Origin of the sequence: Bacillus cereus group sp. MYBK108-1 (genome assembly GCF_051917185.1) — a bacterium.
Lineage (GTDB): Bacteria > Bacillota > Bacilli > Bacillales > Bacillaceae_G > Bacillus_A > Bacillus_A cereus.
Genome location: NZ_JBQAHZ010000002.1, coordinates 357,555 through 378,415, shown reverse-complemented (window position 1 = coordinate 378,415; position 20,861 = coordinate 357,555). Strand labels below are relative to the sequence as shown.

Sequence of the window (20,861 nt, the reverse complement as noted above, 5' to 3'; positions counted from 1 at the left end):
TCCTTTCCTTACAAATCATCAACATTACTATAATATCAAACATTTATGTACTTGTAGCGATGATTATGTATAAAATTTCATGTAACGTATTAAAAAGGAGTAAAAAGATTAATAACGAACATAAAATAACAAGGATATTTAGATTCTACATTATAATGAAAGTTAGTTATAAGGGGGATTTTCTATGTTATGTAATGATATATATTCATTTACTCCAACTGGAAAAATAGACAATGATATTAAAGCTTTTCTACTAAAATATAATAAAGAGTTTACATATAAACATTCAATTCGTGTGGCAAATGAGGCAAAAAAGATTGCAGAAAAGTTTCACGTAGATAAAGAAAAAGCAGCAATTGCAGGATATTTACATGATATTAGTGGCATTTTTCCAAACGAGGAGCGGATTGCAGTTGCTGAAGAATTTGGTGTAGAAATAGTGGAAGCGGAAAGAAAGTTTCCTATGATTATTCATCAAAAATTATCGAGGGTAATCGCAAAAGAAATATTTAAAGTCGAAGATGAAGAGATTTTAAATGCAATTTGTTGCCATACAACGTTGCGTAAACATGCAACGAAGATGGATTTAGTATTATTTGTTGCAGATAAAATAGAATGGGATCAAAAAGGGACACCACCATATTTAATAGAAATAAAAAAAGAATTGGGAAAATCTTTGGAAAAAGCAGCTTTTGTATATATTTCATATTTGTGGGAAAGGAAAGATACATTGAAAGTTATACATCCGTGGCTAGAAGAAGCATATTGGGATTTAAAAAGAATTGTACAGTAGAAAGGACAAGGAAATGCAATTAAAAGAATATATGAATCAAACATTTCCAGGAGTTACATTAGAACCCTACTTATATTCTCAGTGGGAAAATCATTTACATTTTGATTTCGGAAAAGATAAATATCAAATTGTAGAAGGAACCGACGATTTAAATATGGAATACTTTTCTCAACTTTGAAGACATATTTTCAAAAGAAGATGTAGTGTTTGTAGTGACAAATGTTTATAGATTTAAAAAGGAAAACATAAAAACTCCACAGAAAATAAATATATACAATAAATATATTAAGAAAAGAGATTTAAGATTTCATATAAGATAAGAAACGTTACCGTTTTTATTTGAAGATGAAGAAGCAGATTTATCCCGCTATTTGCCGGGCAGTAAGACCCCCCACTGATTAAAGTTTCACTTTATATTGTACATATCAATTTTCTTTTAAATGTCTTGCGAAAGATATTAAATATGAACCGCTGATACAAGCTGCTAATCATGAGGATTTTTCTGATCTGTATCTTCGATTTGGACGAAAAAAAGAAATCTCTTATCCAGATGTATTTCTCATAAATGCAAAGAAAGATATTGTGATGTTTATGTATGATGATAGAGGATGTGAAGTAATTGCGAAGAATAAAGAAATAATACGAGATTCATATAAGAAATACAAAGAATGGATTCCAGATTATGAACGAGAAAGTATAGATAACTTATTTAAATGACAATAGGGGAAGTGAAGCGTGTAATGAAACGTATTGCAATTGTATCTGCATGGGAACCAGAACTGACGTATTTGCATCAACATTATCCGAGTGAACGTGTTGAAAAAAGAGCAGCTTGGGAATTTCATTTTCATACTATTAATGAGCTGGAAATTATATCAGTTGTTACTGGTGTCGGTAAAGTAAGCTGCGCTAGTTGTGTACAATTGTTAATTAGTGAGTTTCAGCCAGATGAGTTGTTTATGACAGGAATATGCGGAAGTTTATCAAACAAGGTGAAAAACGGTCATATTGTAGTGGCACTAAACGCAATACAACACGATGTTACTGCAGCTGGCTCAGGGGAAGATGTTTTTAATTTATATAACGGTAGAACAGCACCTATTGAAACAACAAAATCACTTGTAAGAAGAATAAAAAAAATACGATCATATGATCCAATACATTTCGGTACATTTTTATCCGGAGATCAACGTATTCGTAGTTCAGAAATGAGATATTTACTCCATACCGTATATGGAGCATTGGCAGTTGATCAAGAGGTAGCAGCTTTCGCCTATGTGTGTCAAATAAATAAAAAACCATTTCTCTGTTTAAAAGCTGCTTCAGATCAAGCAAATGATAAAACGAAAGAAGAACAAAAAATCTTTAAAATGCTAGCATGCGAAAGAGCATGTGAGCATTTAATTGCTTTTTTACGTGTTTATGAGATTAATGTAGTAAATAATAGATAGTTAGAGGGTTTTAACATAAGTAATTGGAGGCATAATTATATTATGATTCAATATAAAAGGTGTAGTGATGTAAATATTGATTTAGTATATGAAGCTTTTAAAGTTGGATTTTCAGATTACATTATTAAAATGGAAGTTTCAAAAGGGGATTTTATACAACGTTTTTTGGGACCAGAAGGTAATTTGCTAGAACATTCTTTTCTTGCTTTAGAAGAAGGCAAACCTGTTGGCGTAATACTAGGTGGTATAAAGGATTATGAAAGTATTAAGACTATGCGCTGTGGAACATTAGCGGTTCATCCTAATTACCGCGGTATTGGTGTGAGTCAAAAATTATTTGAACTGCATAAAGAAGAGGCGATTCAACATGGATGTAAGCAACTTTTTCTCGAAGTCATTGTAGGAAATGACCGAGCGATTCATTTTTATAATAAGTTGGGCTATGAAAAAGTGTACGATCTTTCTTATTATAATTTAAATGATTTGACTAAAATAATGAATAAAGATTGTAAGGATATTGAAGTAAAACAATTAGAATTTCCAACTTTTAAAGATGAAATTCAGAAATGGTTAAACTTCCATATAAATTGGCAAAATGATATTGATTATATCAAAAAAACAAATAATGTATTTTATGGTGCATATGTCGATAATGACTTAAAAGGCTCTCTATGTGTAAATAAACAAGGTAAAATTAGTTTTATTTTCGTAGACAAAGATTATAGAAATATTGGTGTTGGGATGAAATTATTACAAGTAGCAAGAGAAGAATTAAATTTATCAAGTTTATCAATTGGGTTTCCTAACAATAATTTACTGGAAGGTTTTCTTAAGAAATGTGGATTTGAAAAGAATTCTTTAGCGCAATATGAAATGTATTTATTACTCTAAGAGCGGAAAGATTTATTCTTTTCGCTTTTTATTTTGCTGTTATGTTGGTAAATGCTCCGCAACTATAATTTATAATGAGAGGGATTTTGTTTATCCTTAAGTTATTTTTTAAATTGTCAATTTCATGCTAATAATTTTCTTTGTATAATATTCTAATTTTATGTAGAATAGATACGATGGGAGGGGATGAAATGAATAATGGATTAAAGTTTAAGATTTTTGAATTGCATTGTCTCGTTCAAAAGACTTATTCTGATATTAAAATAGCGTGTGATATTGCTATTTATCAAGAAAACACTTCTAAATATTTAATTTCATTAGGATTTTTAAATAAATCATATATGACTTATATAGAAGCAAAAAGATTCTATCGCGAAAATGAAGAGCTTGTAAGTGTAGAATTTGATAATTTCTTTGATATGTATGATAAATTAGAAAACGAATTAAAACAAGTTATTTCAACTGAAGATAAAAATCCTTCATTGTTACATAGCAGACTTGATCAGTTTCAGCAGAAAGTTGAAAATATAAATGACCTAATAAAAGTATTGCAAAATGCTCGTTAATGAATGCTTTTTTCTGTTTGTATAGAAATTATGTATTAAAAACATTTTAGGGATATTACATATTGAAGAGGTGGCTTTTGTAGATTACAAAAGTCATCTTTTTATGTTAGGAATAGATTGTATACATTTTAGCAGTTTCATATAAATAATAGAAATTTATACGAGGTAAATATCATGGGAAATAAAAAAGAAATAGCTATAGTTGCATTAACAACAGGATTCGTTTTAACAAGTGTAACACCATATGGAGTAGGTCATGCAGAGGAACCTGGTCAAATGCAAGTTGAAATTCAAGAGGATTCGTTCCGTACAGGTGATCTGACACAACCATCAAAAAAGGCACCAGAGAATGTAGTGAAAGATGCACTTAAGGAAAATACGGAGCATGCTTTGTCTCCAAAACAAGTTAGTGCAGAAACAGGAGTAGATTACAAGGTTCTTCAAAAACGTGGTTCTTATGATGGAACTACACTTGTGCGCATGCAACAAATATATGAAGGAAAAGAAGTATATGGCCACCAGTTGACTGCTCACGTAGATAAAAAAGGTATTATTAAAAGCATTTCAGGAGCTAGCGCACAAAATTTAACACAAGAAGATTTAAAGAAACCTATTAATTTATCAAAAGAAGAAGCAAAACAATATATTTATAAAAAGTACGGAAACGATACTAAATTTATTTCTGAGCCAGAAGTTAAGGCAGTTATTTTTGTTGATGAAAATCATGGGCAGGCTAGCAATGCATATCAAGTTACATTTGCTGCTACAACACCAAATTATGTATCTGGAACTTATTTAGTGAATGCTCATAATGGTGAAATGTTAAAAGATATGGTACAAGAATCAAGTTTGAAAATAAGTGAAGAGTATGTTGAATCCGTTAAGGAAAATAAAACTAGCAATTTTACATCATTAACTGGAACAGGAAAAGATGATTTAGGCGTAACTCGTACATTTGGTATTTCTACACAGACCAGTGGGAATTATGCGCTTGCTGATTACACAAGAGGACAAGGAATTGAGACATATGATGTAAATTATAGAGATATTACAAATGAAGAAAGTTATTATCCTGGTATACTAGCAACTAGTGTTTCAACAACATTTAATGATCCAAAGGCGGTAAGCGCTCATTTCTTAGCAACAAAGGTATACGATTTTTATAAAGAAAAATATAAGCGTAATAGTTTTGATAATAAAGGAAAAAAAGTAGTTTCAGTTGTACATGCATGGGATTCTGGAGGAACAAATGATCCTGAAAATTGGGAGAATGCATTTAGTACTAATATTAATAACATTAGTATGCTTTTATATGGAGATCCCATGGTAAAAGCGTTCGATATAGCCGGTCATGAATTTACACACGCAGTTACATCAAGTGAATCTAACCTTGAATTTTCAGGAGAATCTGGGGCAATTAACGAGGCATTATCTGATATTATGGGAACGGCTATAGAGAAATACATAAATAATGGGGAATTTAACTGGACAATAGGAGAACAAACTGGATCGACTTTTCGTAATATGAAAAATCCAACTGCAATTAATTTTTCAGAAGGACTACCGTATCCGGATGATTATAGTAAATATAATGATTTAAATGGAGAGGATTATGGAGGCGTTCATTTTAACTCAAGTATTATTAATAAAGTTGCGTATTTAATGGCACAAGGTGGTACTCATAACGGTGTAAATGTAAATGGTATTGGTGAAGATAGAATGTTTGATATTTTCTATTATGCAAATACTGATGAATTAAATATGACTTCTAATTTCTCTGAATTGAAATTGGCATGCCTTAAAGTGGCAACTAATAAATATGGAGCGAACTCAATTGAAGTTCAAGCAGTCCAAAATGCTTTTGATGCGGCAAAAATTACAGGAACAGTGAAAGAGAACGAAAAAACAGCAGAAAACCAAGCTCCAGAGTTAACTGTACCGTTTACGATTACACTACGTGTAGGTGATACGTTTGATCCAATGAGAAATGTAAAAGCTGTTGATAAAGAAGATGGTGATTTAACAAATAAAGTAAAGCATAAAGGCGATGTAGATACTTCAAAACCAGGTACATACATTGTGGAATACATGGTTGTTGATTCTCAAGGGCGGAATGCAACGGCAACACAGACTTTAATTGTAGAGGGAAATGGAGAAACATCAGATTTAGAACCTAAATTAACAGTACCTGTTGGAGCGATAATTCATGTAGGAGATTCATTTGTTCCAATGGCAGAAGTATTAGCTATCGATAAAGAAGACGGTGATCTCACTTCTAAAATCAAAGTTGATGGTGAAGTAGATACAACTAAAGCCGGTACTTACGTATTAACGTACACGGTTACAGATTCTAAAGGTCATGAAGTAACGGCGAAGCAAACTGTAACGGTCAAAGTTAGAGAAGAAGTTAAAAATGATAAACCAATACTAAAAGTACCTGCTACAACTTCAATTACTGAGGGTGATCAATTTGATCCATTGGTAGGGGTATCAGCTACTGATAAAGAGGACGGTGACCTTATTTCTAAAGTAGCGTATGAAGGAACTATAGATACAACTAAAGCTGGTACTTATGAAATAATATATAGTGTTAGAGATTCCGTGGGTAATGAGGTAAATGCAATACAAAAAGTATTAGTGAAAGATAAAGAAACTAGCAAAGCTAATGGCCTTGCTAATAAGGAAAATAAGAGTAATATCTCAAACAACAGTAATAGCGATAAAAAAGAATATACATATAAGGAGCTTCCAAAGACGGGTGTAAGTACAACTAACAGTGCAGCAATCGGCATATTGATGATTATTACAGGCACAGTACTCACTTTTGTTCGCAAATTTAGAAAGATACAAAAATAATAGTAGGGATCATTCGTTTGAAGAAAAGAGTTCATTATTCAAAAGAAATAAAGTAGAAAGTAAGTAAAACAAAATATGGATTTTTTACTTAATAAGATTTTAGTAGTTAAGCGGTGCATTTGGCTTCTATAAAAATTTGTAGTTGAATCATGTTCTGTCTACAAAACTACATTACATAAAAAAACACGTTACTATTCTCATTAAAATAAAAGAATAGTAACGTGTTTTTTGGTTTGGAAAAAGCATAAATCCTATAGTTCATGAATCTGGGAGTGCTTCTAATCTGCCATTGATGAGTTACTGAAAACATTTTGTTTTAATGGAAGTTTCACTCTAAATGACAACATGAGATTTCTGATATTTACCAGGTGTTTCATTGGTGAATTTTTTAAAAATTTTAGTGAAATAACTTTGATCGCTAAAATTAAGCGAAGCGCATATGTCTGATAAAGGATAGGTGGTGAAAGTTAATAATTTCTTTGCTTCTTCGATTCGTTCACGTTGAATGTACTCAATTAATGAAATACCGACTTCTTTTTTAAATAATATAGATAAATAATCTGAATTCACATTTGCAAATTTAGCAAGTTGTTTAACAGATATTGGATTGTAAATATTTTTAAAAATGTAGTTTTTGCAAATAGCAATAGTCTGTGAATGTTGCTGTGTTTTTTGTGCCTTTACACGGTCTGCAAAGGTACAAAAAGCATTTTTTAATAAATCCCAAACAGATTCTTTGTCTTTTAAATCTTCTGTTCTTTGAATATGTAAATCATAAATTTTGTAAGCAATCCCAGATGGAAGTCCCCCTTTTATCGCATACCTAGTAGCGAGCGTGATGGATGAAATACAAATGTTTTTATGACGTCTTAATTGATGGAATGAAGATAAAGATGAAAGAGTCTCTTGTTGGAATTCGTAATAATATTTGAGTACGGTTTCTTTATCCCCGTGTTCTATAGAACTAAGTAGTTGCTGCTCTATATATAAATTATGATAAATGGATTCGTCTTTTTGCATTGAAATATATACATCTTCGTTTAAGATTCTGCTATGACTTATATGAAGTGAGTCACTGTTATTTGAAAAGGTGCTTACATCTGCATTTTTTTTATAGAGAATGTTATAGAACAATATCGCTATATTTACAAAGAAATTTTGATCTTTGACTGACAATGAAAAATAATGGTCCCTTGTTCTTTTATAATTTGGAATAAAATTAAGGTTACTATCCGCTTTACTTGTAGAAAAATTCACATGTGTCAAGGGCCCAATAATAACAGTACCGTTCACCATATAATCGCTCTTTATGTGAATTAAAATAAAGTGCCCTAGATATTCGTGAGTTCTGAAGATGGGGGAATTATATGTATCATTTCTCTGAAAAAGCATATGTAACTGTTCTATTTTTGATGTATATAACGAATGTGAATCATTTTTTGATTTAAATTCTAAAAGAATATTTTTGTTACAATCTAAAAAACAAACTGGAATTTCGAAAGATTGAAAAAACATATTGCAAATGTACTCTATCTCAACTAGACTGAGTTTTTTAGTCATATTCTTCCTCCTTACAGTTATGCGTAATAGTTAAATAAACATATATTCCTTTTTCATAAGTAGATACGGAAAACCTTTATCAATAAAAAATATAAATAAAAGTTATAAACTTCTAAGAATAATACCATAATTTAATATGAATAGCACATATTATTTGAATATACAGGTAATAGTTTTGGACAGTAACGTAAAATATGAATCGTCACACTTATTTGTTGGTTATTACTTATATGTATTAAAAAATGATTAAGATTGGATTTTAAATAGGGATAGGAAGTGAGAAATGAATAGATTGACAGTAAGTGACTAGTCGAAATTAGCGGTGAAAGCTATTATGTAACAAATGTAATGATTCTTGAAATAGGGATATACGTGTAATTTAGGGGAGAAAATTACATATATCATGTGGAGAGACAACGTAATAATAGAAGATAAGAAAAGTGAATAAGTGATTGTAAACAATGGATTGTTGGACGACTATGTTTTATGTTATTCGTTTAAATCTGATACTTGGCACACTATTGCTTTTAAGAAGGTAATAGTAATAAAGAAATTTTTAAAATGATAGAAGTAGTAAAGGGGATAAGAGAAATGAAAAAAATATTTAGTGTGCTTTTAGTGTTATTCTTAACATTTTCTACATGGTCTAGTGTATTAGTAAAGGCAGATTCACCATCTAAAGGTACTTTAACGATTCATAAGTATGAACAAGAAAAAGATGGAGCGCAGGGACTAGAAGGTGACGGTTCTGCAAATCAAGAGGTGCCAAAAGATGTGAAACCATTAAAAGGTGTAACGTTTGAAGTAAAAAGGGTTGCTTCTTTTGAAAAAATTTCAAACGATGGGAAAATCGTAAAAGAAGACGTGAAACCTGTAATGGGAGCCACTCCAAATCAAGTAGTAACAGATGATAACGGACAAGCTGTATTAAAAGATCTTCCGCTAGGACGTTATGAGGTGAAAGAAGTGGCAGGACCTCCACATGTTAATCTAAATCCCAATACGTATACAGTGGATATTCCATTAACAAATAAAGAGGGTAAGGTGCTAAACTATGATGTTCACATGTATCCCAAAAATGAGATTAAACGTGGTGCAGTGGATTTAATAAAAACTGGTGTAAATGAAAAAGCATTAGCAGGTGCAGTATTCTCTTTATTTAAAAAAGATGGTACAGAAGTGAAAAAAGAGTTAGTAACAGATGCTAATGGTCATATTCGCGTGCAAGGATTGGTGTATGGAGAATACTATTTCCAAGAAACAAAAGCTCCGAAAGGCTATGTAATAGATCCAACTAAACGTGAGTTTTTTGTTAAGAACTCCGGAACAATTAATGAAGATGGAACTATTACTTCTGGTACAATAGTTAAATTAGAAGTGAAAAACAATGAAGAACCAACAATTGATAAAAAGATTAACGGAAAATTGGAAGCGTTACCAACAAATCCGTTAACTAATTATAATTATGATATTAAAACATTAATTCCAGAAGACATTAAGGAATACAAAAAATATGTGGTAACAGATACTTTGGATAATCGTTTAGTGATTCAAGGAAAGCCAATCGTGAAAATTGATGGAGCAGAAGTAAATGCAAACGTTGTTGAGGTAGCTATAGAAGGTCAAAAAGTAACAGCTACAGTAAAAGATTTCACAAAATTAGATGGTAAAAAAGAATTTCATTTGCAAATTAAATCTCAAGTAAAAGAAGGAGTACCATCTGGTTCGGAAATTTTCAATACAGCAAAAATACATTTTTCAAATAAAAATGATGTAATTGGAGAAAAGGAATCTAAACCCGTAGTTGTTATTCCGACAACTGGAATAATTGAGTTAACAAAAATTGATGGTGCTAATAAGAATAAATTAAAAGGTGCAGAGTTTGTACTTAAAGATAATAATGGAAAAATAGTTGTCGTAGCAGGAAAAGAAGTAACAGGTGTATCAGATGAAAATGGTGTTATTAAATGGTCTAACATTCCATATGGAGATTATCAAATTTTCGAAACGAAAGCTCCAACATATACAAAAGAAGATGGTACAAAAGCTTCTTATCAATTATTAAAAGATCCCATTGATGTAAAGATTAGCGAAAATAATCAAACGGTTAAATTAACGATTGAAAATAATAAAAGTGGATGGGTTCTTCCGGTAACGGGCGGCATAGGAACGACTCTTTTTACTGTAATAGGTCTTACGTTAATGGTTACAGCGGCATTTGTTTTCTTTAGAAAAAAGTCTGCTAATAATTAAGATTTTAGGAACATGTAACTATGGGAAAAGGGGAGAAGCAAAATGCTTCCCTCTTTTCGATATTTAAGCATATACAGAGGTGGAAATATGAAACGAAATCTTGTTTTGGGGGGTATTTTTTTATTTGGATTAGGTGTTTTTTTATATCCTACTATTAGTAATTGGTTGGCGACTCGTGCACATTATTCTGAGATTAGCTCTTACGATAAGAAGATCAAAGCATTACAAAAGAAAGAAGTCGAACGTAGGGAAAAAGAAGCAGCCGAATATAATAAACAAGTTCACACTTCCACGAAAACATTTACTGATCCATTTTCTGAAAAAAAAAGTAATCATCGAGCATATGCTGATGCGTTAAATTTAGGAAATGTAATGGGGTATATTGAAATATCGAAAATCAATATAAAACTGCCAATCTATCAAGGGACATCTGAGGAAGTATTGAGCCGCGGGATAGGTCATTTAGATTTTTCTTCGCTCCCGATAGGGGGAGAAAATACGCACACTATTTTAACAGGGCATCGTGGTTTACCATCAGCAAAATTATTTACAGATTTAGATAAGTTGAGTGAAGGAGATCTTTTTTATATTCATTCTTTAGACAAAGTTCTTGCTTATAAAGTAGATCAAATTAAAGTAGTGTTACCACACGAAACGGACGATCTACAAATTGTAGAAAATAAAGATTATACAACTTTAATTACGTGTACGCCTTATGGAGTAAACACCAATAGGTTGCTAGTTCGAGGTGTGCGTGTGGAGTTAAACGAGAAAGAAAAACAAAAAGTGAGTACAGAGATATTTATGTTTAATAAGTGGACTGTAATAGTTCCAATCCTATTGTTATGTGTGTTTCTAGTCGTAATTTATAAGAAAAGGTTTACTCGATAGAATGTATGTATTTATCCTGCATTAATGGGAAGTGGGACCGGAAATTCAGAGATAAGTAAAGAAAGTATAGAAAGTATATAAAGGATGAAGTAAATCCTCATTGGTGAATATGTCATTTTATGCGACTATAGAAAAAATACGGTAAAGGTGGGAACAAAGGAATTGAGGCTACGATTAAAGCTGGTAAGTATTCATTTTATTGTTTTGTTAATGTTAAGTGTAAGTTTTGTCGTATATGTACCAAAAGAAGCATATGGATCCACGACAAACCTAGAAAGTCTAGGTGATATATCGCGTTATAATGCTGTTGTCTTTGGCAACCATAAAGCAATAGGTGGTGACATTGAAGGAGCAATCGCAGTTCAAGGTGATATGGATGCATCGGGGTATACGATTGTAGGTGCTGCAGCGGGAACATCTAATATAGTAGGTGAAAAATGGGTTGATGAGGGATATCCGTCCTTGTTATTGTCTGGAAAATTTAAGAAATCAAGAGAAGAATCTTTTATTATTCAAAACGGAATAGTTGTAATGACAAAAGAGAGTGATCCAGATCGCATCATACAATCTTCTTATGATCGTATCGCTTATAAAGAACAACTAGAAATTGACGCGAAATTTAATGAATTTCGCAATATAGTGAACCAAGTCAGTAAAAATGCAGGTCAATATAAAACGAATACCCCAATTCCAAATATGAGTCATGGAATCGGAAAAGATATAAACAATTCTAATATTTATGTTTCATCAGAATTGACAGGGGAAATTAATTTAGATATAAGAGATGTATTTTTACCGAGTGCTAAGGACAAAGATTTTATTGTTATGTATTCGGATGCAACAGAGGTTACATTTAAAAATGGGTCTATTCTATATGACACGAACAATATTGGAAGGGCTACAGATATAGTTCCTACATCACAACCATATTCTCCTAATTCCTCGTTTACTGAGCTATACGGGAAAGTGATTTGGGTTTTTCCAAATGCGAAAAAAATTACAACAGAGGGATATGGTGTCGTTGGGAGTGTGTTTGCCCCAAATGCTGTATTAGAAACAAAAGGCGGCTCGATTAATGGACAAGCATTTGTCGGCGCGGTACAACAAACTGGTGGATTTGAATTTCACAATTTCAAATTTAACTGGCAACATTGGAACAAGCCTAGTACTGGAAAAGTAAAAATAAAAAAAGTTGATAGTAATAATGATAATAAAAAATTGGTGGGAGCAAAGTTTCATATAGAAGATTCAAAAGGAAAAATAGTTGGAGAACTAGTAACAAATAAAGAAGGAGAAGCGATATCAAAAGACTTACCAAAAGGAAACTATACCCTTGTAGAAATAGAAGCGCCAAAAGACTATGAATTATTAAAAGATAAAATAACTGTAAAAATAGAAAAAGATGCAGTAGTAGAAATTAAAATAGGAAATAAGAAATTGCCAGATCCAATGGGGAAAATAAAGTTTGTGAAAGTAGACATAAGTGATAAAAATAAAAAGCTAGCAGGGGCAAAGTTTCATATAGAAGATTCAAAAGGAAAAATAGTTGGAGAACTAGTAACAAATGAAGAAGGAGAAGTAATATCAAAAGACTTACCAAAAGGAAACTATACCTTAGTGGAAGTAGAAGCACCTAAAGGTTACGAATTATTAAAAGAAAAAATAACTGTAAAAGTAGAAAAAGATGCAGTAGTAGAAATTAAAATAGGAAATAAGAAATTACCAGATCCGACTGGACAATTTGAAATTGAGAAAGTTGATGATAAGGATATCAATTTAAAACTACAAGGCGCTATATTTCAAGTCTTAGATAAAGAGGGTAAAGAAGTGGCTAGATTAACAACGGATGAAAAAGGAAAGGTGATTTCCAGTCAATTAGTACTTGGAAAATATACGATAAAAGAAATAAAAGCGCCAAACGGATATATGTTACTTAGGGATCCAATAGAAATAGAAATAGAAATTACAGAAGCAGTAAAGACACAAAAAATAACAGTGAAAAATGCGAAGAATAATTGGGTAATTCCTAATACTGGTGGGAGCGGAACAACAATTTTTTACGTAATTGGTATTATGCTAATGTTTGGTGTGCTATATTTCTGTAAGAAAAATCGTATATTATGAACTAATTTTATAGAGTTAGACAGATCGTTACGTTAGAGAGTTTTTAGGACATGAGTTCGGTATTGTACTGGACTCATGGTACTAAATTTGTTAAAGGAGGAAGGATAATAGTAAACATAGAATATATTAATGAATTAAAATATTTAAGAGGTGAACATGGTGGCAATAAAACAAGACGAAATTAAAGTAGTTGTCGGAGCTGGAGTGTTTAATAATAATCCAGGTTGGATTCAAACGCAAGAAGATGAACTTAACTTACTAGATAAAGCTACGTGGGAAGAAAGATTTGAATACAACTCTATTTCAACTATTTTAGCTGAGCATGTATGGGAACACTTTACTTTTGAAGAAGGTGTAAGAGCAGCTGAAATTTGTTATGAATTTTTAAAACCATCTGGTCATATTCGGTGCGGAGTCCCTGATGCATTCTTTCAGGATGAGGCATATCAAAATATAGTTCAAATAGGGGGCCCCGGTCCGAAAGATCATCCAGCAGCAAGTCATAAAATCGTTCATAATTATATAACATTAACGAAAATGTTTGAAACTGCTGGATTCGAGGTAGTTTTACTTGAATATTGTGATGAAAATGGTCGGTTTTATTACAACGAATGGGATGCAAACGACGGTGTTATTTTCCGTTCGAAAAGGTATGATTCTAGAAATAAAGGCGATAAACTTGGTTTTCCATCGCTAATTGTCGATGCGATTAAGCGCTAATCATTCAACAAAAAAGGAGTTAATCCTATGATTTCATAAGTCGCAAATGCGGCTTTTTTATTTGTACATAAATCTATATTTAATTTTCAATATTATATAACTCGATTTAGAAAATATTTAAGTTTTTCTCAGCACCATTCACTTTAAATTAACACTTCGTTGACATAAATATTTATTTTATATTTATATTCGTGTAAAATGAAATGGGAACATATATTCTATATAAGGAGACAATCAAAATGATAGCTGAAATTAGGAAACTAACTGATGGATATATTGTAAAATTTGAACGCCAATTTCCATATACGGCAGAAGAAGTTTGGTCTGTATTAACAGAAAACAGTAAGCTGAAAAAATGGATGCCCAATTTACAGATTGAAAGCCTTAAAACTGCTGGAATAATAAAGTTCGACATGATGGACGGTTCATTCATAAATATTGATATTTTAGAGTGTCAACTAAACTCAGTACTTGAATTTACTTGGGATAAAGACCGTGTCAGATTTGAAATACATAATGAGGAAAATGGTACTCTTTTACTTCTTAAAGAGTACATTCATGAATTAACAGATCATACACCGAGAGATGTAGCTGGTTGGCATATTTGTTTAAATCTTTTTTCTTGCGTTTTAGAAGGAGAAGAGAAAGAATTTTCTAAAGATGAATGGCAACAGTGGTTTGAAATATACAAGGATAAGATTCATGAAGTGAGATAATAATTGCATAATAGGTAATATTCATTATGTAATTATTATATTGTAAAAATGCTTTTGTGAATAAATAAGAATAGAGGTTAATATGAAAGTAAATCAATTAATTGCTAATAACATAAATAAATTAGATGCAACTATACCGTTTAATAAATCGTTTGGAATTGCTGGTTTATCTGGATCGGGTAAAACAACTTTTTGCCAAACAATTGGTGAAGAATCAAAAAAACGATTAGTTTCTTTATTACCAAAGGCTGAATATCAATATTTATTTCCTAACATTATGGAAACAAATTTTAGTGCCATTAAGATGGAAGAAATGCCTTTAGTACTTTTTCTAGGAAAATCATCGATTTCGTCTAATCCGCGTTCAACGATTGGTACTCATACTGGTGTTTTTACAGAGGTTCGGGAAAAACTTGCTGAAGTATTTAATCTTTCTCCAGAGGTCTTTTCATTTAATAATCAATTAGGCTGGTGTACTGGTTGTAAAGGCCGTGGTACTACAAAAAATGTTGAGTGTAAAAAATGTAAGGGAAAACGTTATAGTGAAGAAATTGAACAACATGAAATTGATTTGTTGGCCAAGCCACATTCAATTTCAAATATTAATGATTTAAGTGTTGAATCTATTCTTTCACTAGCAAAAGAATTAAATATTAGTGAAGAAAAACAGCATATACTGCAAAATATTATTAATATGAACATTGGTTATTTAACATTAAATCGAATTATGGGTACGTTGTCAGGTGGAGAGTTAACACGACTTTATTTGGCTGAATTCATGGCAGTAAGTGAAAATGCTGTAATTATTATTGATGAGATTTCAGTTGGACTTGATCATGAAACATTATTACAAATTTTAGAAGAGATAAAACGATTAGGGTGTAAAAATCAAATTTGGCTTATTGATCATTCAGATACGGTACTAGATACAACTGATGAGCAATTGTTCTTTGGACCTGGTAGCGGAAAATATGGCGGGAAAATTGTGAAAGAATCACCAAGACCAAAGTCAATACTGTGGGATCGAAATAAAGAAATACCAACAGAATATTATACATTCTATGATTTATATTGCCGTAATATCCAAATGGAGGAGTTTCAAATTCCTAAAAACAGGCTTGTAACGGTTACAGGAGAATCAGGATGTGGGAAATCTACACTTGTCAATGAATGTCTAGCTACAGATTTCTTGAAAAGATATCCAAAAGATAAATTAGTTATGGTGGGACAAGACCGAAATCAATCAATTACAAGTCGATCAACTGTAGCAACTTTCCTAGATATTAAAAAGAAACTAACAAAGTATAGTGAAGACATTGATGATATTTTTGAGCGCTCGATTGAGGATATTATTGATGAACTTCCAAATGAAGATATCGCTTATAAACGTTTGAGCCTACTAATTAAATTAGGACTTGGCTATTTAACATTAGAGAGAAAAACACAAACATTATCGACAGGTGAGTTTCAATGTGTTCATTTAGTTTCGGAATTATTTGCAAACACTAGAAATCCACATACATTATTCATTTTTGATGAGCCTTCAAAAGGTTTATCACAAAATATTTTAAATCAATTTATTGATAGTATTAGAGGTATTCTGCAAGATGAATCAGTTTCTATCATTATGATTGAGCATAATCGTTACATGTTAGAAAGCTCTGATTATATAGTTGATTTTGGAAAAAGGCAGAATGAATCTGTAGAGCATTTGGATGTTGTTAATCATGAGGATTACTATCGTCAAAAAAGTAATGTGAATAGCACAGAGAAAATAAATATCTCTTCAATGCTTAAGCAGAAAAAAGGAGTTCACTATTTAGAAGAAAATCATATTAACTATTTTAAAAATGCCGAAAATGTTTATAAGGGCGGTATTTTAAAAAGTTTATCATCAATGGCTAGGTTAATTTATGGTGAATATGAATCTGATACAATCGCACCTGTTATTGCTATTGATCTTGAAAGACATTTATATAGTCAATATAGTTTCTTATATGAGATTGGTGGATTAATTAATCATATTGTAGCTGCTCATCCAATTAATAAAGATACGAGAAGTTTTGATTTCTATTCACAGGACAATCATTGTCCATCTTGTTCTGGACGTCTTCAAATTGAAGTTTTTGATAAAGATATTGCCATTCAAGATAAAAGTGTTCCATTTTGGGATGGGCTATTCGATCCAGAAATCATGAAGGTATTAAAGTTTTATCAGCATGAAAAAATAGAATTTCTATTCGAAGAAATAAAAAATGAGCTTGGTCACGATTTGTCAAAGAGCTATAATGATATGTCAGAAGAAGAAAAGCATACGTTTTGGTACGGATATTTTGAAAAATCATTTTATGATAAAAAAGGAAAGACACGCAGAACATGGGTAGGGTTTAATACAATTATTGGTGGATATATTGTTATTTCAAAAGCACCTATTAAAGAAGAAATTAAGAGTTCAAAAAAAATGATGAAATGTCCAATTTGTGAGGGGACGGTTTTAAATCATCATAAGCCACTTAAATTTGGTAACGTAGATATTCGTGAAATAATCAATCAGCCTATTAATAAAGTATTGAAAACAGTTGGTGATTTACCGGCACTTGTTAAATTGAAGTCTATTGTTGGTGGCGATATGGTATTGACGGAAGATGTTTCTTTATTGCCAAGAAAAGCACAAGTTGCATTGAAAATGTTTGAATTAGAACAAGCAAGCTTTTCAAACTATGAAATGGTGTTACAAAATGTCTTACCATTCTGGAGCGAAATAAAAGGAAATATCGAATCCATTAGTGTTAATAATCAAGTAACTGTTTGTGATTTCCCTAATGTTTATGAAACGAGAGAAACCATTATAGATAAGTATTTCACAAATGGTAAATATAAAAAACTTACGTATGTATACGAAGCGTTTGGATACAAAAAATTAGTTACCCAAATTAATAAAATTAAAAAGAGTAATCCATGTCCATTTTGTAAAGGTAAGAAAGTGATAACCGAAGATAATCTACATGATGGTGTCTTTAAACTAACAATTCCATGTGTAACTTGTAATGCAAGTGGTATTAATGACGAAGGGTTAAAAGAAGTTGTTGAGGGCGTGGATGTACAAACGTGGTTAACTGGAAAAATAAGTGATGTTGTGGATGAAAGCTTATTAACAGAAGCTGTTGCGCAAATACCAATTTTTAATCGCATACGTGAGTTGGATAAACGAGATATGATAGCGGTTTATGAATGTCTTGAGAAAAATAACTAGTGATGGATTGTCAATTGCAGTAGTCATAAAAACAGAAATATAGGTTTTTAATTATATAAATATAACATGTTAAATTGTTATTTAAATCGTTAAAAATAGTTGACCCTCACACAATGTCATTGTTTAAGATAAAGTTGAGCTTCAAAGTAGATGTAACTTATAGGAGGAAATCGTGTTTAAAATAGGGGATTTTTCAAAACTATCTTCCATTAGTATACGAATGTTGAGACACTACGATAAAGTGGAATTACTACAACCAGTAAAAGTCGATGAGCAGAGTGGATATCGATTTTATTCAGCAGACCAATTAAAAAAAGTAAATCAAATTCAAATGTTAAAAGCTATGGGGTTTAATATTGCTACCATCAAAGAAATAATAGAATGCGATAATATAGATACCATAAAAGAGCAATTTTTAAATCGTAGTGCTCAAATTAAAGAAGACATGAATAACCTCCAAAAACAATTACGTCTCCTCGAAGACTCAATGAAAACGATGAGAGAGGATGTTGTTGAGATGAATTATCATGTTTCAATAAAAGAAATTCCAGAAAGAACTGTAGCTAGTGTTAGAAAGATTATTCCATCGTATAATTGCGAAGGTAATTTATGGAGTGTATTAATGCAAGAAATTCAAATGAAAAATATTAGTATTGCCCAACCGAGTTATAGTATTGCGGTTTTCCATGATCGTGAATACAAAGAAAATGATGTAGATATAGAAATACAGCTAAGTATTCTAGGTAAGCACGAAAATACAAAAGACGTTACATTTAAAAATATGGAATCGACTAATGTAGCTTCTATAACAGTTAATGGAAGTTATGAACAGATGATAGCTGTAAATGAGGCTGCGGCAAAATGGATTGAGACAGAAGGTTACAAATTAGCAGGCCCGATGTTTAATATTTATCATGTGAGCCCAGCGATGGAATCGGATCCTAATAAGTGGGTTACAGAAGTTTGTTATCCAATAAACAAATAAGTAATAAAAAAGGCATGTTTTATGCCTTTTTTATTTTATTAATATCTCAAAATATATAATTTTTCCTCTTTACAGTTTTCGTATCGGACTACATAAGGCAATAAATACTTCAATTATTTTAGTAAAAGCAGCTAAAGCAAATATAAATACAGGATTGTAGGCTGAAATAATTCCACCTACTAATGCCCCCAATGGCATAGATAATCGTGTAAGTACACGAGAAAAACCTAAAACACGTCCTTGCAAATTGGATGGAACAGTTTCCTGCCGAATTGATGTAACAATCGTATTCCATGTGATATTACATGTCATCGCGATTCCGAAAGCAATTCCGGGAGCGAGCCAATATGTACTCCACAAAGCAAATGTTAATCCAAGCGCTCCCAAAAATAGGAGTAAAGGAATAAGTACACCACGTCGAAATTTCTTTTCTAAAGGAACGGCAATTAAGCTTCCTAAAAGCCCACCTATTCCTATTAAAGTATAATTATAGCCACTTTGTGTGGAGGTAAGATTTAATGTCGACAATAAATAATACATAAGTATACCTAAAACAGCACTTGCTCCAAAGTTACCTACCATTGCTTGAAGTGACAAAGCTATATTTAACCGATCATTTTTCAGCCATTTAAATCCATCAAACAAATCATTTAGTACATTTTGCAATGTTTTTTTATCAGTATTCTTTTTATTTAAGTTTTTCATAGAAGGTAATATAATCACAGCAATTAATGTAGCAATAAATGAAAGAACATTAATCCAAAGTACTTGAAAGCCGCCAATAAAAGATATGAAAAGCCCAGCTATGATTGGACCAAACAAACTAGCCAATTGATTAACCATTTGATATAAAGAATTAGCCTTCGTTAATGATGGACCTGCGATGTGTGGAATGACTGTAACTGTTGTTACATCAAAAAGCATGGACATAACTGCTAAGATAAAAGTAATTACGTATAAATGCCAGACTTCTAATAGATGTAATGCATGTAAAATTGGTACGAGACTTACTAAAATAATATTGGTAATATCCGCCATCCAAAGTAACTTTTTTCGATCATATCGATCAACTAGTACACCAACTAAAGGGCCAAATAAAACGATTGGCAATACGTTAACAGCAAATAAAGAACTCATAATTACAGCTGAACCAGTTAATTGATAGGCAATCCAAGGCAGTGCAAAAGTATATAGTGAATCCCCGATTCGTGAAATGAGTAAACCAAAAATAAAAATCTTGTATTCTTTAGTAAAAGCTGTCTTTACGGTAAGGCTACGTTCTTGTATAAGTTTCACACTGTTTATACCACCTTTATTATAGAGAAATTTGAAAATAATCCGTCCAATACTTGTTATATATATAATTCTGTAATTTTTTGATGAATCCTACTTTTTACATGTATTTTAAGGAGGAAATAAAAATGAAGAATGTAAAAGCAGTCTGTACTGTTGTAGATAGTATGTGTGACTGAGGGGGATTTAAATTATACAGATAAGTAAACTGTAAAAATATTATGTAAACCAATTATGCGTATGAAGTATATTTTTCTTATAATTTGTATTTTATAATATATAATGGGAATTAAGAACATTTTAGTAGTTGTCGAATGAATTAAGAACGGTTATTTGAAAGGAGTGATGTGTTATGAGCAAACAGCCGAAAATAAAATATGAGGTAAAAATAGTTTGAGAATACGTATCATGCTTCTATAAACTACATACGCTCAAAGCTAGGAGCAGGTCGTTTCGAAGTACCTGAAGAATATGAACTACATGCACAAATTACAAGCGAAACGAATGTG

General features: G+C 31.5%; 14 protein-coding genes and 1 pseudogene. 13 read left to right on the top strand and 2 right to left on the bottom strand.

All coding sequences use genetic code 11. The features are described 5' to 3' along the window. The first annotated feature begins 184 nt into the window (after positions 1–184). The 6 genes and pseudogenes from yqeK to ACTFSL_RS06270 all read left to right on the top strand — a co-directional run bounded on the left by yqeK (position 185) and on the right by ACTFSL_RS06270 (position 6,557). Positions 185–793, top strand: a complete 609-nt coding sequence (gene yqeK / locus ACTFSL_RS06295) for a bis(5'-nucleosyl)-tetraphosphatase (symmetrical) YqeK (RefSeq protein ID WP_000882441.1) — start codon at positions 185–187, stop codon at positions 791–793. A gap of 13 nt (positions 794–806) precedes the next feature. Then, positions 807–1,510: pseudogene (locus tag ACTFSL_RS06290) on the top strand (DUF3885 domain-containing protein). Next, on the top strand, positions 1,507–2,244 hold the full coding sequence (gene mtnN, locus ACTFSL_RS06285; RefSeq protein ID WP_000151939.1) for a 5'-methylthioadenosine/S-adenosylhomocysteine nucleosidase: 738 nt from the start codon (positions 1,507–1,509) through the stop codon (positions 2,242–2,244). Before ACTFSL_RS06290 ends, mtnN begins: the two are co-directional and overlap by 4 nt. Positions 2,245–2,286: 42 nt before the next feature. Further along, a complete protein-coding gene (locus ACTFSL_RS06280) occupies positions 2,287–3,135 on the top strand; it encodes a GNAT family N-acetyltransferase (RefSeq protein ID WP_000617041.1) in 849 nt (282 codons plus the stop codon). A 191-nt stretch (positions 3,136–3,326) separates the two neighbouring features. Then, the gene (locus tag ACTFSL_RS06275) at positions 3,327–3,701 is read left to right on the top strand and encodes a hypothetical protein (RefSeq protein WP_001059022.1); all 375 of its coding nucleotides are present in this window, start codon (positions 3,327–3,329) and stop codon (positions 3,699–3,701) included. Positions 3,702–3,875: 174 nt separating this feature from the next. Continuing rightward, positions 3,876–6,557 (top strand): M4 family metallopeptidase, encoded by a 2,682-nt coding sequence (locus ACTFSL_RS06270; RefSeq protein WP_088338399.1) that lies wholly within the window; start codon positions 3,876–3,878, stop codon positions 6,555–6,557. Between the two features lie 333 nt (positions 6,558–6,890). Here the strand turns inward: ACTFSL_RS06270 and ACTFSL_RS06265 are convergent, their stop codons facing one another. Further along, positions 6,891–8,117 (bottom strand): helix-turn-helix transcriptional regulator, encoded by a 1,227-nt coding sequence (locus tag ACTFSL_RS06265; RefSeq protein WP_440041374.1) that lies wholly within the window; start codon positions 8,115–8,117, stop codon positions 6,891–6,893. Positions 8,118–8,708: 591 nt separating this feature from the next. Here ACTFSL_RS06265 and ACTFSL_RS06260 point away from each other — a divergent pair. From ACTFSL_RS06260 to ACTFSL_RS06230, 7 genes are all read left to right on the top strand, one after another. Continuing rightward, positions 8,709–10,370: a SpaA isopeptide-forming pilin-related protein gene (locus ACTFSL_RS06260; protein WP_088338398.1), complete on the top strand. Its 1,662-nt coding sequence runs from the start codon at positions 8,709–8,711 to the stop codon at positions 10,368–10,370. An 87-nt stretch (positions 10,371–10,457) separates the two neighbouring features. Then, a complete protein-coding gene (locus tag ACTFSL_RS06255) occupies positions 10,458–11,261 on the top strand; it encodes a class C sortase (protein ID WP_088338401.1) in 804 nt (267 codons plus the stop codon). A 162-nt stretch (positions 11,262–11,423) separates the two neighbouring features. Further along, positions 11,424–13,385 (top strand): SpaA isopeptide-forming pilin-related protein, encoded by a 1,962-nt coding sequence (locus tag ACTFSL_RS06250; protein WP_440041373.1) that lies wholly within the window; start codon positions 11,424–11,426, stop codon positions 13,383–13,385. A 156-nt stretch (positions 13,386–13,541) separates the two neighbouring features. Next, positions 13,542–14,105, top strand: coding sequence for a class I SAM-dependent methyltransferase (locus ACTFSL_RS06245; protein ID WP_135277881.1), 564 nt, complete (start codon positions 13,542–13,544; stop codon positions 14,103–14,105). 239 nt (positions 14,106–14,344) lie between these two features. Beyond that, positions 14,345–14,821 (top strand): SRPBCC family protein, encoded by a 477-nt coding sequence (locus tag ACTFSL_RS06240; protein ID WP_088338395.1) that lies wholly within the window; start codon positions 14,345–14,347, stop codon positions 14,819–14,821. 82 nt (positions 14,822–14,903) lie between these two features. After that, a complete protein-coding gene (locus tag ACTFSL_RS06235) occupies positions 14,904–18,074 on the top strand; it encodes an ATP-binding cassette domain-containing protein (protein WP_440041371.1) in 3,171 nt (1,056 codons plus the stop codon). Between the two features lie 172 nt (positions 18,075–18,246). Next, the gene (locus ACTFSL_RS06230) at positions 18,247–19,059 is read left to right on the top strand and encodes a MerR family transcriptional regulator (protein WP_103622062.1); all 813 of its coding nucleotides are present in this window, start codon (positions 18,247–18,249) and stop codon (positions 19,057–19,059) included. Positions 19,060–19,128: 69 nt separating this feature from the next. On the opposite strand, the gene ACTFSL_RS06225 is transcribed toward ACTFSL_RS06230, so the two are convergent. Further along, on the bottom strand, positions 19,129–20,355 hold the full coding sequence (locus ACTFSL_RS06225; RefSeq protein ID WP_440041370.1) for an MFS transporter: 1,227 nt from the start codon (positions 20,353–20,355) through the stop codon (positions 19,129–19,131). Between the last annotated feature and the right edge of the window lie 506 nt (positions 20,356–20,861).